The 14,029-nt window shown below is 64.3% G+C and carries 17 protein-coding genes; 13 read left to right on the forward strand and 4 right to left on the reverse strand.

Annotation, left to right across the window (positions count from 1 at the left end):
- The first annotated feature begins 61 nt into the window (after positions 1-61).
- From recA to HH302_RS10090, 12 genes are all read left to right on the forward strand, one after another.
- Positions 62-1,084 carry a recombinase RecA gene (recA, locus tag HH302_RS10035; RefSeq protein WP_172201846.1) on the forward strand — a complete coding sequence of 341 codons (1,023 nt, stop codon included), beginning with the start codon at positions 62-64 and terminating at the stop codon, positions 1,082-1,084.
- Positions 1,085-1,104: 20 nt separating this feature from the next.
- Entirely contained in the window at positions 1,105-1,554 is a 450-nt protein-coding gene (gene recX, locus HH302_RS10040) for a recombination regulator RecX (protein ID WP_172201848.1), read from the forward strand.
- Positions 1,541-2,263 carry an LPS export ABC transporter ATP-binding protein gene (gene lptB / locus HH302_RS10045; RefSeq protein ID WP_172201850.1) on the forward strand — a complete coding sequence of 241 codons (723 nt, stop codon included), beginning with the start codon at positions 1,541-1,543 and terminating at the stop codon, positions 2,261-2,263. Before recX ends, lptB begins: the two co-directional genes overlap by 14 nt.
- A gap of 16 nt (positions 2,264-2,279) precedes the next feature.
- Positions 2,280-3,755 carry an RNA polymerase factor sigma-54 gene (locus HH302_RS10050; RefSeq protein WP_172201852.1) on the forward strand — a complete coding sequence of 492 codons (1,476 nt, stop codon included), beginning with the start codon at positions 2,280-2,282 and terminating at the stop codon, positions 3,753-3,755.
- 11 nt (positions 3,756-3,766) lie between these two features.
- On the forward strand, positions 3,767-4,090 hold the full coding sequence (gene hpf, locus HH302_RS10055) for a ribosome hibernation-promoting factor, HPF/YfiA family (RefSeq protein WP_172201854.1): 324 nt from the start codon (positions 3,767-3,769) through the stop codon (positions 4,088-4,090).
- Between the two features lie 117 nt (positions 4,091-4,207).
- Positions 4,208-4,675, forward strand: a complete 468-nt coding sequence (gene ptsN / locus HH302_RS10060; RefSeq protein ID WP_172201856.1) for a PTS IIA-like nitrogen regulatory protein PtsN — start codon at positions 4,208-4,210, stop codon at positions 4,673-4,675.
- On the forward strand, positions 4,662-5,606 hold the full coding sequence (gene hprK, locus HH302_RS10065; RefSeq protein ID WP_172201858.1) for an HPr(Ser) kinase/phosphatase: 945 nt from the start codon (positions 4,662-4,664) through the stop codon (positions 5,604-5,606). The genes ptsN and hprK overlap by 14 nt, the downstream gene beginning before the upstream one ends.
- A 71-nt stretch (positions 5,607-5,677) precedes the next feature.
- Positions 5,678-6,142 (forward strand): PsiF family protein, encoded by a 465-nt coding sequence (locus tag HH302_RS10070; RefSeq protein ID WP_172201861.1) that lies wholly within the window; start codon positions 5,678-5,680, stop codon positions 6,140-6,142.
- A 112-nt stretch (positions 6,143-6,254) separates the two neighbouring features.
- The gene (cutA, locus tag HH302_RS10075; protein ID WP_172201863.1) at positions 6,255-6,602 is read left to right on the forward strand and encodes a divalent-cation tolerance protein CutA; all 348 of its coding nucleotides are present in this window, start codon (positions 6,255-6,257) and stop codon (positions 6,600-6,602) included.
- 11 nt (positions 6,603-6,613) lie between these two features.
- Positions 6,614-8,440: a protein-disulfide reductase DsbD gene (locus HH302_RS10080; RefSeq protein WP_172201865.1), complete on the forward strand. Its 1,827-nt coding sequence runs from the start codon at positions 6,614-6,616 to the stop codon at positions 8,438-8,440.
- Positions 8,441-8,686: 246 nt separating this feature from the next.
- Positions 8,687-9,280 carry a TetR/AcrR family transcriptional regulator gene (locus HH302_RS10085; protein ID WP_172201867.1) on the forward strand — a complete coding sequence of 198 codons (594 nt, stop codon included), beginning with the start codon at positions 8,687-8,689 and terminating at the stop codon, positions 9,278-9,280.
- 84 nt (positions 9,281-9,364) lie between these two features.
- The gene (locus tag HH302_RS10090) at positions 9,365-10,465 is read left to right on the forward strand and encodes an alkene reductase (protein WP_172201869.1); all 1,101 of its coding nucleotides are present in this window, start codon (positions 9,365-9,367) and stop codon (positions 10,463-10,465) included.
- A 79-nt stretch (positions 10,466-10,544) separates the two neighbouring features.
- Here HH302_RS10090 and HH302_RS10095 read toward each other — a convergent pair whose 3' ends face one another.
- Positions 10,545-11,087: a Spy/CpxP family protein refolding chaperone gene (locus HH302_RS10095; protein ID WP_172201871.1), complete on the reverse strand. Its 543-nt coding sequence runs from the start codon at positions 11,085-11,087 to the stop codon at positions 10,545-10,547.
- 143 nt (positions 11,088-11,230) lie between these two features.
- Between HH302_RS10095 and HH302_RS10100 the strand changes: the two genes are divergently transcribed.
- Positions 11,231-11,887: an MOSC domain-containing protein gene (locus HH302_RS10100; protein WP_172201873.1), complete on the forward strand. Its 657-nt coding sequence runs from the start codon at positions 11,231-11,233 to the stop codon at positions 11,885-11,887.
- 22 nt (positions 11,888-11,909) lie between these two features.
- Here HH302_RS10100 and HH302_RS10105 read toward each other — a convergent pair whose 3' ends face one another.
- Genes HH302_RS10105 through trmB form a run of 3 tightly spaced genes read right to left on the reverse strand, consistent with a single transcriptional unit; the run spans position 11,910 to position 14,028 of the window.
- Positions 11,910-12,788 carry an aldo/keto reductase gene (locus HH302_RS10105; protein ID WP_172201874.1) on the reverse strand — a complete coding sequence of 293 codons (879 nt, stop codon included), beginning with the start codon at positions 12,786-12,788 and terminating at the stop codon, positions 11,910-11,912.
- 16 nt (positions 12,789-12,804) lie between these two features.
- Positions 12,805-13,308 carry a GNAT family N-acetyltransferase gene (locus HH302_RS10110; RefSeq protein WP_172201875.1) on the reverse strand — a complete coding sequence of 168 codons (504 nt, stop codon included), beginning with the start codon at positions 13,306-13,308 and terminating at the stop codon, positions 12,805-12,807.
- 3 nt (positions 13,309-13,311) lie between these two features.
- On the reverse strand, positions 13,312-14,028 hold the full coding sequence (trmB, locus tag HH302_RS10115) for a tRNA (guanosine(46)-N7)-methyltransferase TrmB (protein WP_172201876.1): 717 nt from the start codon (positions 14,026-14,028) through the stop codon (positions 13,312-13,314).
- Position 14,029 lies beyond the last annotated feature (1 nt).

The raw sequence follows: 14,029 nt of genomic DNA on the forward strand, positions 1-14,029 counted from the left end.
CCCGACCGAGACGCACGCAATCTCTGTGCCATAATCGTTTCCAACGAATCGAGGAAACCCCATGGACGACAACAAGGCGAAAGCACTTCAGGCCGCGCTGGCCCAGATCGAAAAACAGTTCGGCAAGGGCTCCATCATGCGGATGGGCGATGGCGAAGTGGAATCGGACATCCAGGCGGTGTCGACCGGCTCCCTCGGGCTGGACATCGCGCTGGGCATTGGCGGCCTGCCGCGTGGCCGCGTGATCGAGATCTACGGCCCGGAATCGTCAGGCAAGACGACCCTCACGCTGCAGGCGATTGCCGAGATGCAGAAGATGGGTGGCGTGGCCGCCTTCATCGACGCCGAGCACGCGCTCGACGTGTCCTACGCGCAGAAGCTGGGCGTCAACGTCGGCGACCTGCTGATCTCGCAGCCGGATACCGGCGAGCAGGCGCTTGAGATCGCCGACATGCTGGTGCGTTCTGGCAGCGTCGATATCGTCGTGATCGACTCGGTCGCCGCGCTGACGCCGAAGGCCGAAATCGAGGGCGAGATGGGCGATCAACTGCCCGGCCTGCAGGCCCGCCTGATGTCGCAGGCGCTGCGCAAGCTGACCGGCAACATCAAGCGCACCAACACCATGGTCATCTTCATCAACCAGATCCGCATGAAGATCGGCGTGATGTTCGGCAACCCCGAAACCACCACGGGCGGCAATGCGCTGAAGTTCTACGCCTCGGTGCGTCTGGACATCCGCCGCACCGGCACGATCAAGAAGGGCGACGAAGTCATCGGCTCGGAGACCAAGGTCAAGGTCGTGAAGAACAAAGTGGCGCCGCCGTTCAAGGAAGCGCACTTCGACATCCTTTACGGCGAGGGCATCTCGCGCGAAGGCGAAATCATCGACATGGGCGTCGAACAGCGCTTTGTCGACAAGTCCGGCGCGTGGTACGCATACAACGGCGAGAAGATCGGCCAGGGCAAGGACAACGCGCGCGAATTCCTGCGCTCGCACCCGGAAACCGCACGCGAAATCGAGAACAAGATCCGCGTACAACTGGGCCTACCTGAACTGCCGGCTGGGGAAGCCGCCGCGGCCTGAACCGACGAGGCACATTGGCGATGAGCGGCGACGAGCTGAAGGCCCGCGCGCTCCGAACGCTGGCGCAGCGCGAACACAGCCGGGCCGAGTTGGCGCGCAAGCTGGCCGCGCACGGTGAGCCGGACGCGGTCGAAGCGGTACTCGACCGGATGAGCGAACTGGGCCTGCTGTCCGACAGCCGCTTTGCCGAAAGTTACGTGCGCAGCCGTGCCGGCCGGCTCGGCCAGCGACGCATCCAGCATGAACTCGCACAGCGCGGCGTGGATCCGGAAACGATCTCCGAAGCGCTGGCGAGTGAGTTGGGCGAGACAGAACTGGAGCGCGCCCGTGCAGTGTGGGCGCGCAAGTTCGGCAGTACGCCGGGCGATGCAAAGGAATGGGCGCGCCAGGCGCGCTTTCTGACCGCCCGCGGATTTTCCGCGGAGGTCGTAAGAAAAGTGTTGAAAGAGCCGTTCGATGAGTCTGCTTAAGGTAGGCGGTCTATCCAAGCGCTACAAGGCACGCACTGTCGTGCGCGATGTCGGCTTCGAAGTCGGCAGCGGTGAGGTGGTCGGCCTGCTCGGCCCCAACGGCGCCGGCAAGACGACCTGTTTCTACATGATCGTTGGCTTGGTGCGTGCCGACGGCGGCACGATCACCCTCGACGACAAGGAAATCACCCACCTGCCGATCCACAAGCGGGCGCATCTGGGCTTGTCCTACCTGCCGCAGGAAAACTCGGTATTCCGCAAGCTCACGGTGGCCGAGAACATCCTCGCAGTGCTCGAACTGCAGAAGCTGCCGAAGGACAAACTCACCGCGCGGCTCGATGAGCTGCTGGGCGAGTTGGGCATCACGCACTTGCGCGATGCAACCGCGATGTCCCTCTCGGGCGGCGAGCGGCGGCGGGTTGAAATTGCCCGCGCGCTGGCCACCAACCCGCAGGTGATCCTGCTCGACGAACCCTTCGCCGGCGTCGACCCGATCGCGGTGATCGATATCCAGAAGATCATCCGCTTCCTGAAGGATCGCAACATCGGCGTGCTGATCACCGATCACAACGTGCGCGAGACGCTGGGCATCTGCGACCGCGCTTACATCATCACCGAAGGGGTGGTGCTCGCCAGCGGCCGCCCCGACGAAATCGTCCAGAACGACAAGGTTCGCGAGGTTTACCTCGGCGAGCATTTCCGACTCTGATCGCGCAACCCCCACGATGAAGCCCTCGCTCCAGCTCCGCATCTCCCAGCAGCTCGCGCTGACCCCGCAGCTGCAACAGTCGATCAAGCTGCTGCAGCTATCGACACTGGAGCTCAACAGCGAAATCGAGCGCATGCTGCTCGAGAACCCCTTGCTCGAACGCGAAGACGCCGAGTCGGACCCGGAAGCCTGGGGGCAATCCGCCACCGCGCCGAGCGGCGACGAACGCACCGACACCGCCAACGATGCGGCGGCCGAAGCGGCCGAGACCTCGCCCGAACCAAGCGAGCCGAGCTTCGACGATGCCGGCAGCTATGACGACGGCCCCACCGAGTGGTCCGGCGAAGGCGGCGGCAGCGGCAGCGGCAATCGCGACGATGACGACGAGACGGATTTCCAGGAATTCCGTGCTGCGCAGACGAGCCTGCGCGACCACCTGGATGAACAAGTTGCCCTAATGCCGCTGTCGGACCGCGATCGCGCGCTGCTGCGCTTCATGATCGAAGCGCTCGACGACGATGGCTATCTGACCCAGCCGCTCGACGAACTGCTGGAGCTGTTGCCGTCCGAGTTTGAAGTTGACGTCGACGAGCTGCAGATCGCCCTCGCGCACCTGCAGAACCTCGATCCGCCGGGCATCGGCGCACGCTCGCCAGGCGAATGCCTGAAGCTGCAATTGCGCCTGCTGCCTGAGAGCGCTGCGCGTGAAGCCGCGATCATCATCGTCGAGCAGCATCTGGAGCTGCTGGCCGCGCGGGATTTCGTGCGACTCAAGCGGCATCTGGGTTGCAGCGACGAAACCCTGCGCGAGGCGCACCAGCTCGTTTGCAGCCTCGATCCGCGCCCCGGTGCGCGGTTTGCCGCAATCGAGACGCGATATGTGATCCCGGATGTGATCGTGCGCAAGGTGCGCGGCCACTGGAGTGCGACACTGAACCCGGACGCGATGCCCAAGCTGCGGATCAACCAGCTCTACGCCGGAATCCTGCAGCAGAACCGCGGCTCGGCCGGATCACTGGCCGGGCAGTTGCAGGAGGCACGCTGGATGATCAAGAACGTGCAGCAACGGTTTGACACGATCCTGCGGGTATCCCAGGCAATCGTTGACCGCCAGCGGCAGTTCTTCGATTATGGGGACGTGGCAATGCGTCCGCTGACACTGCGCGAAATCGCAGAGCAGCTTGATCTGCATGAGTCGACGATCTCTCGGGTGACCACGCAGAAGTACATGGCCACGCCAAGAGGTATCCTTGAACTGAAGTATTTTTTCGGCAGCCACGTCGCCACGGATTCTGGCGGCGCGTGTTCAGCTACGGCGATTCGTGCGCTGATTCGCCAGCTGGTCGCGGCAGAGGATCGCAAAAAACCGCTATCCGATGCGCGGATTGCCGAGCTTCTCGGCCAGCAGGGGATTGTCGTTGCGCGGCGTACCATCGCAAAGTACCGCGAGTCGCTCAACATCCCGCCGGTCAGCCAGCGCAAGATGATCTGAGAGGATAAATCATGAACCTGAACATCACCGGACACCATCTCGAAGTTACCGCCGCGCTCCGCGACTACGTAACATCGAAACTGGATCGCGTGATTCGCCACTTCGATCACGTCACGAGCGTTAACGTGATCCTGTCGGTGGAAAAGCTGAAGCAAAAGGCGGAAGTGACGGTACATGTACGCGGCAAGGACATTTTCGTCGAGAGCATTGACGAAGATTTGTATGCCGCAATCGACGCCATGACGGACAAACTGGACAGGCAGGTTCTCAAGCACAAGGAAAAGTCCTACGATCACGGCCACGAGGCGCACAAGCGCCAATCTGCAGAATCGTAATCACGGTCGCTCTAGTGAATCCCGGCGCGTAAGCTTGCGGAAAGCCCCCGCGCCGAACATGAGCTGACCCCGGATCTGCGCGCCTTCGGGCGCGCAGTGCATTTCTGAACCCCAAGCATGAATCTCATCGCCCCGCTGCTGCCGCCGTCCAATGTGCTCGTCGATCTTGAGGCGAGCAGCAAGAAGCGCGTCTTCGAACAGGCTGGCCTGCTCTTCGAAAACCATCAGGGACTCGCGCGCAGCGCCGTCTACGACGCACTTTTCACGCGTGAAAAGCTCGGCTCCACCGGCCTTGGACAAGGCATTGCGATTCCGCACGGCCGTATCAAGGGCCTGCGCGACGCCGTCGGTGCCTTCATCCGCCTTGCGCAGCCCGTGCCATTCGAGGCCCCGGACGGCAAGCCGGTGAATCTGATGTTCGTGCTGCTGGTGCCGGAAAGCGCCACCGAGCACCACCTGCGACTGCTATCGGAGCTCGCACAGATGTTCTCCGACCGCAGCTTCCGCGATGCACTGGCGCAGGCCAGTGATGCGTCCGAGGCCCACACCCTGTTCGTGAACTGGAACCCGAATGCGGCGAACTAGCGTCGCCCGGATCTACGAGGACAACCGCGACCGGCTCGGCCTGAGCCATCTCGCCGGCCCGCTCGATGTCGAGGTTCAGGTTCCAAATGAGAAAGTGTGGCCAGCCGAGCTGGTAGGCCACCTCAACATCATCCACCCGAACCGCATTCAGGTGATGGGCGAGGCGGAGCTGGGCTGGATTCGTCGCCAGGCACGCGACAAGGTACAGCATCAGCTGGAGAGCATCTTGCTGGCGCACCCGCCAGCGATGATCGTGGCGGACGGATGTGAAGTGCCGCCGCTGATCCAGAGTGCGTTCGAAAGCGCACGCGTCGCAATGTTCACAACCTCGGCCGAGACGGCCCGCGTGATCGATTCGCTGCGCACCTATCTTGCGCGCAACCTTGCCGAGAAGACCTCGCTGCACGGCGTGTTCATGGATGTGCTCGGGCTCGGCGTGCTGATCACCGGCGATTCCGGTGCCGGCAAATCCGAGCTTGCGCTCGAACTGATCTCGCGCGGTCACGGTCTCGTCGCGGACGACGTGGTCGAAGTCTCGCGCATCGCGCCCGGTGTGCTGGAAGGGCGCTGCCCGCCAATGTTGAAGGACTTCCTGGAAGTCCGTGGTCTCGGCATCCTGAACATCCGCACGATCTTCGGCGAAACCGCATGCCGCCGGAAGATGAAGCTCAAGCTGGTGGTACATCTGCATCGCCAGATCCGCGGCGAAAGCGCGCAGATGCCACGCCTGCCGCTGGAAGACGATATGCAGGATATCGTCGGTGTACCAACCCGCCGCGTCACCCTGCCGGTTGCCGCCGGCCGCAACCTTGCGGTGTTGCTGGAAGCGGCGGTGCGAAATACCATTCTTCAGTTACGTGGCATAGACTCGATGCAGGAATTCGTTGATCGCCAACGCTCTGCGCTGGATCTCGACGAAGAAGACCTGTAGCCCGAACGCCCGCATCTCCTTCCGCCACATCGGTGGCGGCTCTACCCCAATCTCTCCTCCGGAGGCCTAGCATGAATAAGCTTGTGATCTTGGCTGCAGCTCTGGCCGCGCAGTTCGCCCTGCTCCCCGCCCACGCCGCCGACGAGGCGAAAAAGCCGACTGCGCAGCAGGAAAAGATGAAGGTCTGCAACGAGAAGGCGACCGGCATGAAGGGCGATGAGCGCAAGAAGTTCATGAGCGACTGTCTGAGCGCCAAGCCCGCCGCCGCCGAAGCGGATGCCAAGGCACCCAGCGCCCAGCAGGACAAGATGAAGGTTTGCAATGAAAAGGCGACGGGCATGAAGGGCGATGAACGCAAGAAGTTCATGAGCGACTGCCTCAGCGCCAAACCCGCTGCCGCGCCCGCCGCCGATGCGAAAGCGGACGCCAAGTCCAGCACCTCGCAGCAAGACAAGATGAAAGTCTGCAACGAAAAGGCAACCGGCAAGACGGGTGACGACCGCAAGAAGTTCATGAGCGAATGCCTTAAGGGTTGAACCCTCGCCGCTGCGACCAAACCCCGCCCTTAGGCGGGGTTTTTGTTTGGAGCCAAGGTGCGGCTGGCCGCTGCCGCTAGAATTCAGAGGCGGAGTCCTCAGGGGTAAGGCCATGACAGAGCCTGTGCTGATCGTGATGTGCAACTTTCCTGACGCGGCGACGGCAGAACGCATCGCGCAGCGTCTTGTGGAACGTCGGCTCGCCGCCTGCGTCAACATCCTTGCGCCGATTCGTTCGATCTATCGCTGGCAAGGCGCCGTCGAACAGGCGGAGGAAGTGCCGGCCCTGATCAAGACCGCCGCATCCCGCTACGCGGCGCTCGAAGCGACGTTGCTGGCCGAGCACCCCTATGAGGTGCCAGAGATTCTCGCAGTTGAAGCAAATCGCGGCGCCGCGGCCTACCTGCAATGGGTGGTCGCGATGACCGAACCTGACGAACAATTGCCCGACGGGCTCTAGAAACACGACCGATGAAGTTCCTGATCTCGCTGTTGCTTTGCTGCCTCACAACAAGCGCCCTTGCGGCGCCGGAATTGCTGGAACCCGAGAAGGCGTTCGGCGTCACGGCCGAAGCCAAGGACTCGAAGACGATTTCGCTGCATTTTGCGATCGAGAAGGGTTACTACCTCTACAAGCATCGGTTCGCATTCGAGCCCAAGGACGCTACCTTGACGCTCGCACCCGCCAGCTACCCTGCCGGCGAGCGAAAGCAGGACGAGTTCTTCGGCGAAGTGGAGATTTTCCGCGGCGACCTCGCAGTCTCGGTGCCCGTTGCGTCCGGAGCGCTCGGCAACGGACAACAGCTGAGCGTTACATACCAAGGCTGTGCAGACGTGGGGGTGTGCTACCCACCGCAAACGACATTGGTGACGCTCGGCGGCGCCGAAGGTGGTGGCTTGCTGTCGCGCGCGCTCGGCAAGCTCGGTGCTCGTGACGAACCCGCCTCGGCTGCCACCGCGCCCGCGATCGCGGCGGCAGCGCCGGTCACGGCGGACGAGAGCGGGCGTCTTGCTGGGCTGTTGAGCACCGGCAAGCTCTCATTGATCCTGCTGAGCTTCTTCGGTGCCGGTCTGCTGCTTGCCTTCACGCCTTGCATGCTGCCAATGCTGCCGATCCTCTCCGGCATCATCGTAGGCCAGGGCGCACACGTGACCCGTGCGCGCTCAACCGCCCTGGCAGGCGTCTACGTGCTGGGCATGGCGCTGACCTACGCGGTGGCGGGTGTAGCGGCGGGTCTTTCCGGCACGCTGCTGTCGGCGGCATTGCAGAATGCCTGGGTGCTCGGCGGCTTTGCGGCGATCTTCGTCGTCCTTGCATTCGCGATGTTCGGCTTCTACGAACTGCAACTTCCCTCGGCATTGCAGAGTCGTCTGTCCGACCGCGCCAACCATCAGCGCGGCGGCTCAGTGCTGGGTGTGGCGGTGATGGGCGTGTTGTCGGCCCTGATCGTCGGCCCCTGCGTCGCGGCGCCACTCGCCGGCGCCTTGCTCTACATCGCCAAGACCGGTGACGCGCTGCTCGGCGGCGTGGCGCTGTTCGTGATGGCGCTGGGCATGGGCGCCCCGCTGATTCTGGTGGCCGTTGCCACGCGCGGCCTGCTGCCGCACGCCGGCCCTTGGATGGAGTCCGTCAAGCGCAGCTTTGGCGTGATCCTGCTCGCGCTCGCGCTGTGGCTGGTCACGCCGGTACTGCCGCAGGTTGTCGTGATGCTGGCGTGGGCCGCGCTTGCGATCGTGTGCGCCGTATTCCTGCATGCGCTGGACCCGCTGCCGCCGCAGGCGAAGGGCGCGCGGCGCTTCTGGAAGGGGGTCGGGGTACTGTTGCTGATCGTCGGCAGTGCGCTGCTGATCGGCGCTTTGGGTGGCAGCCGTGATCCACTGCAGCCACTCGGCTTCCTGCGCGGTGCAACGGCCGCCGAGGCCAATACGAAACTGCCGTTCCAGCCAGTGGCCAGCGTCGAAGAGCTCGATGCCCGGCTCGCCGAAGGGCGGCCGGTAATGCTCGACTTTTACGCGGACTGGTGCGTCAGCTGCAAGGAGATGGAGCGCTTCACCTTCAGCGATCCGCGCGTCGCAGCAGCCCTGAAAGACACGGTGCTGCTAAAGGCGGACGTTACCGGCAACACCGAGGCGCACCAAGCGCTGCTGAAGCGCTTCGGGCTGTTCGGCCCGCCCGGCATCGTCTTTTTCGACGCCGCCGGGAAGGAAATCGATTCGAGCCGGGTCGTCGGTTTTCAGCCCGTGGATGACTTTCTAGCGACGCTCGCAGCCCACAGCGCGCAAAAAAGTGGGTCGTGAAGCCCCCGCCTCACGACCCGATACGACTACCGACCACGAACCTCGGATCCGTGGTTTGGACCACCGGAGCCGAAAATCCCGCCACAAGGGAGCCATGCAACGGGATCGGGGCGCATTCTGCCTTAAAGGTTAGGCACCTGTCTATGCGTATGGCATTTTTGTGTGGAATTCTTCGCAGCTCAGCAAGCCGACACAGGGATTTGCGACGCTTGCATTGTAGACGACCGGTCTAGTACGATTCACCCCATGAACCGGACCACTGACACCCGCGAGCACATCCTGAAGACCGCCGAGAGCCTGATTCTCGGCAAGGGCTTTGCCGCCGTAGGGCTTGGCCCGATACTCAGCGCCGCCGGCGTACCCAAGGGCTCCTTCTACCATTGGTTCCCCTCCAAGGAAGCGTTTGGGGTTGCCTTGCTCGAGCGCTACTTCGAGCGCTATCTCGAAAGCCTCGATGAGCGTTTTGGCAGCGCCGCCGGCACCGGACGCGCGCGGGTGCTCGGCTATTTCGCCGACTGGATGGACCGCCAGCGCGACGGCGGCTGCGCGCAGCAATGCCTCGCGGTGAAGCTGGCCGCCGAAGTGGCCGACCTCTCCGAGCCGATGCGCCAGGCACTCGAAGTCGGCACGCGGCGCATCACTGCGCGAATTGCGGGCGCCCTGCAGGCCGCCTCGCAAGACGGTTCGCTGCCGGCAGGCGCGGACCCGGCAAGTCTGGCCGTCACGCTCTACACCTTGTGGATCGGCGCAAGCGTGCTGACCAAGGCACAACGCGACGCCACGCCGTTTGAAGCCGCCTGGGCGCATACGCTGCACCTCCTAGGCGCCGATCTGCACTGACCGATTGAAATCATGTTTTCCGATCGACTTCGTCCTGACTCTAGCCGACCGGTCTAATCACAACACCCCACCCGGAGTCTCACCATGAACGCTGACAAGCTGCTGCACCCGATTCAGGTTGGAAACCTGAGCCTGCCGAATCGCATTTTCATGGCGCCACTGACGCGCCAGCGCGCGAGTCAACCCGGCAATGTGCCGACTGCACTGAACGCCACCTACTACGCGCAACGCGCCTCGGCCGGCCTGATCGTCACCGAAGCCACGCAGGTGATGCCCGAGGGCCAGGGCTACGCCTGGACCCCCGGCATGCATACCGACGCCCAGCAGGCTGGCTGGAAACTGGTGACTGATGCGGTTCACGCGGCCGGTGGCCATATCGCGCTGCAGCTCTGGCATGTGGGCCGCATCTCGCACCGCCATGTTCAGCCGGACGGCAAGCTGCCGGTTGCTCCTTCGGCGATCCAGGCCAATGCGCAGACCTTTGTCGTCCACCCAGACGGCAGCATGGGCATGGTGCAGACCGATCTGCCGCGTGCGCTCGAGGTCGAGGAATTGCCGGGCATCGTCGCCGCATTCCGCGCTGCCGCGCGCCGCGCCATTGATACCGGCTTCGACTTCGTCGAAATCCACGGAGCCAACGGCTACCTGCTGGATCAATTCCAGAGCACCGGCCCGAATCAGCGTACCGATGCCTACGGTGGAAGCGTCGAGAACCGCGCTCGCCTGACGCTCGAAGTGGTCGATGCGATCGTTGCCGAAATCGGCGCCGCGCGCACGGGCATCCGCCTGTCGCCTTTCGGCACCTTCAACGACATCGCTGACACCGAAGCCGAGGCGATGGCCTTCTACCTCACCGAGCAACTCGATGCCCGCAAGCTGGCCTACGTGCATATCGCGGAACCGGACTGGGCGGGCGGTCCGCAGTTGGCCGACGCTTTCCGCGCCGCGTTGCGCCAGCGCTTCAAAGGGACGCTGATCTTTGCCGGCGGCTACACGCTTGAGAAGGCCGAAGCGCTGATCGCCAGCGGCGTGGGTGACGCGGTCGCGTTCGGCCGCCCCTTCATCGCCAACCCGGATCTGCCGGCACGCTTTGCCAAGGGCGCGGAGCTGAACGCCCCGGACGCATCGACCTTCTACGGCGGCGCGGACAAGGGTTATACCGACTACCCCAGCCTCGCAAGCTGATCAGCTGTAAACGAAAAACCGGCCGGGTTACCCCGGCCGGCCAGCGGCTTGCCCTCACGCAACCCCGCTCTGCAAGCGCTCAGGGCTGCAGGTCTTTCGGCGCCGGTGCGGGTGCCGCACCACGCGGCCCGCGCATGCCGCCACGCCCACCATGCGGCCCCATCATGCTGTGCGCGTCAAACGCCTTCTTCTGCTCTGGCGTGAGCTGGTCGTAAAACTTGCGTGTCTCGACGAGGTGCTTTTCCATCTGCGCCTGGCGCAGCTTGGAGTGCTCGAGCATCGCTGCCATACGGTCCGGTGCCGACTTGTCGCGCAGCGCATCGAAGTCCGGGCGATTCTTCGCCATCGCTTCCATGTCGGCGAGGATGCCGTCGCGATAAGCCTTCCACGCTGGCTCTTGCGCGGCGCTGAGCTTGAGTGTGTCGTGTAGCGCGTCGAAGCGCTTGGTGGCCATCTGCTGCATGCGCGCCGGGTCGATCGGGCGCTTCTGGCCGTGCATGGGCGGCATGCCGTCGCCCATCGGGCAGTCTCCCGGTCCGGGCGCGGCAAGGACCGCCGCGGTGGTCAGCGCAGCTGCACCGGCCACGAACAGCAAGGCAACATGTCGTTTCGTGTTTTTCATGTGATCCTCCGGTATTCGGTTCTGGGCCGACACACCGTGTCCGACCCTGCACTTGCATTGAAGCACCGTCCGCGCGCCAAGGTGTTTACCCCGCAGGCGGGCATGTTTCCGGTTGTTACCGGCGCCCTTGTCTGGACCACTGCATGAGCACACGCTATTTCACAGGCCGTGCTGGCCACCTGGCCGATGGCACGCCGTCCGCGATTGCCAAACAGCCCGTGGTGGCGGCGCTGCGGCTCGGGCCGCTCGGTTTCGCGGGCGACGAGCAGGCGGATCATCGCTTTCATGGCGGTCCGGATCAGGCCTTGCACTACTACCCGGCTGAGCACTACGCCGCGCTGGCGGCACGCTTCCCCGCGCTGGCGCGCTTCGGCCCCGGCGATCTGGGCGAGAACATTTCCGACACCGGCTGGCTTGAGCACGACGTGCGCCTTGGTGATGTATTCGCGCTGGGCGAGTGCCGTATCGCCGTCACGCAACCACGGGTGCCTTGCCACAAGATCGCCAAGCGTCTGGACGAGGCGGACGCGCCGGCGTTTGTCGCAGAGACGCTGCGCCTCGGCTGGTACTTCCGCGTGATTCAGGGCGGCATCGTCACGCCGGAAGCGCAGCTTGAGCGGGTGGAAAGCGACCCCGCCGCGCCGTCGATCGCGACGCTGTGGCAACTGCGTCTCGACCCGGCGGCCGACCCTGAATTGATCAACTGGCTCGCGAACCACCCGGCGTTGGGCCGAGCATGGCGCGGCAAATTTGCGCAGCGCGCCGAATGGCTGGCCCGCAATCCGCCACTGTTCCGCTAAGGCTACACGGCGGCGGCGTGAATCAGATCTGGCCGATCCAGTCGTGATCGTGCTGCAGGAAGGCCGCCCGCAGGTTGCCGATCTGGTAGTCCGGCAGGGGGCCAAGGCCGAACCATTCGATGTTCTGCGCCAGGTTTGCCGCATTGGCGGTGCCGACGATCGCGCTTGAGACGCCCGGCACCGAAGTCGCAAACCGGATTGCAATCTCGCCCCAGGCATGGCCGAAATTCGAGATCTCCATCGCGCGCCAGCGCAGCCAGTATTCCTCACAGTAGTCGCCGAGCGGCCTCTCCGCAAAGCGCCAGGGATGGTTCGCTGACGGACGCTTGGCGATGAAACCCTTACCCGAGATGCGCGGCAGGACGCGATCGATGACGCGTTGGTCGCACAGGTTCAGCGAGGCCATGAAACCGTCGAAACGGCCACAATCGACGGCGTAGTCGAGGTCTGCGTTCTCGCCCGAATAAGCGACCGCGCGCACTTTGCCAGCCTGCTTGGCCGCCTCAAGCGCATCGATGACTTCGCCGCGCGCGAGCGTTTCGGCCGGGCAGGAATGCAGATGCACGATATCGATCCGGTCGGTCTGCAAACGCTGCAGCGCCGCCTCGACGCCCGCGGTGATGCAAGGCCCGGTCCAGTCGGCGAAACCGTCAATGCCGTAGCCGAGCTTGGTCGACAGCACGATCTCGCTGCGCCGCCGCGCGAGATGGCGCCCGATGCGCTCCTCCGACAAACCGTAGCCGCGCGCCGTGTCGATCAGCGTGATCCCGGCATCCACGGCGGCATTCAGCAGCTTGCCGACACTCGCTTCGTCGAGCCGTGCATCGCCAATCTGGCCGGCTCCCAGGCCCAGCGCAGACACTTCGATGTCGCTTTGGCCGTAACGGCGGCACGGAATCATGGTGGATCTCCTTGAATCAGGCCCGGCTCGATCGCAGCAAGCGGGCCAGGCGGGCGCCGCCCGGCGACGGAATGAGCGGCAGGCGGAATTCGACCCCGGTAGCGTTTTCGCGTTGGACCTCGAAACCCAGCGCACGGTGCAACCGCAGCAGGGCCGGGTTGGCCTTGTACACGTAGCTCCACAGGACTTCGATGCCCAGCGCTTCGATCAGCGAGGCAAGGCCGCCCAGTAGCTCGCGCAGCACGCCAGCCGTGCGGTAGCTAGGATGCACGGCGAAGGCCGTCACGAACCAGCTTGTCGCCGTTTGCTGGGTGACCATGCCATAGGCGACCAGCCGGCCGTCACGCCACACCTGGCACAGCTGCGACACTGGGAGGCTTTCCGCGATGCGCGCGCGGCAAGCCTCGGCATCCGCGGCCAACCCGCTGGCGCGGCGCGTTAACAGTTCGAGCGCCAGCAGCGCATCGACCAAGGCGTCGTCGGTCGCCGCATCGTCCAGCGCGGGAGCCGCCTCCTGCATCACTCAGGCCTTGCGTCGGAAGACCAGGTCCCACACACCATGCCCGAGCTTCAATCCGCGATTCTCGAACTTCGTCAGCGGGCGGTAGTCGGGCTTCGGCGCATAACCGTCGGCGGTGTTCTCGAGCATCGGTTCGGCCGACAGCACTTCCAGCATCTGCACCGCGTAGTCTTCCCAGTCGGTTGCGCAGTGGATGTAGCCGCCCGGCACCAGCCGCTTGGCGAGCTCATGCACAAAGGGGCTCTGGATCAGACGCCGCTTGTTGTGACGCGCCTTGTGCCACGGATCGGGAAAGTACACATGCACGCCGGCCAAGGACGCATCGGCCAGCATGTCGCGCACCACCTCGAAAGCGTCGTGCTGCATCACGCGAATATTGGAAATGCCGCGCTCTTCGATCAGCTTGCACAGGTTGCCGACACCGGGGCCATGCACCTCAATGCCGAGGAAGTTGTCGCCCGGTCGTGTCTGCGCGATGGCGGCCGTGGTGTCGCCCATGCCGAACCCGATCTCGAGGATCGTCGGCGCGGCGCGGCCGAACGCCGCAGCGTAGTCGAGCGGTGCGGCGCTGTACTCGACGCCCCAGCGCGGCATGCCTTCCGCAATGAAACGTTCCTGCGCCGGCGACATGCGCCCCTGGCGCACGACATAGCTGCGGATCGGGCGCGTCTTCGGGTCGTCGACCGACAGATGCTTGCGCGGTTCGGGTGTGTCGCTCATG

Origin of the sequence: Niveibacterium sp. COAC-50 (assembly GCF_013184235.1) — a bacterium.
Classification (GTDB): Bacteria; Pseudomonadota; Gammaproteobacteria; order Burkholderiales; family Rhodocyclaceae; genus Niveibacterium; species Niveibacterium microcysteis.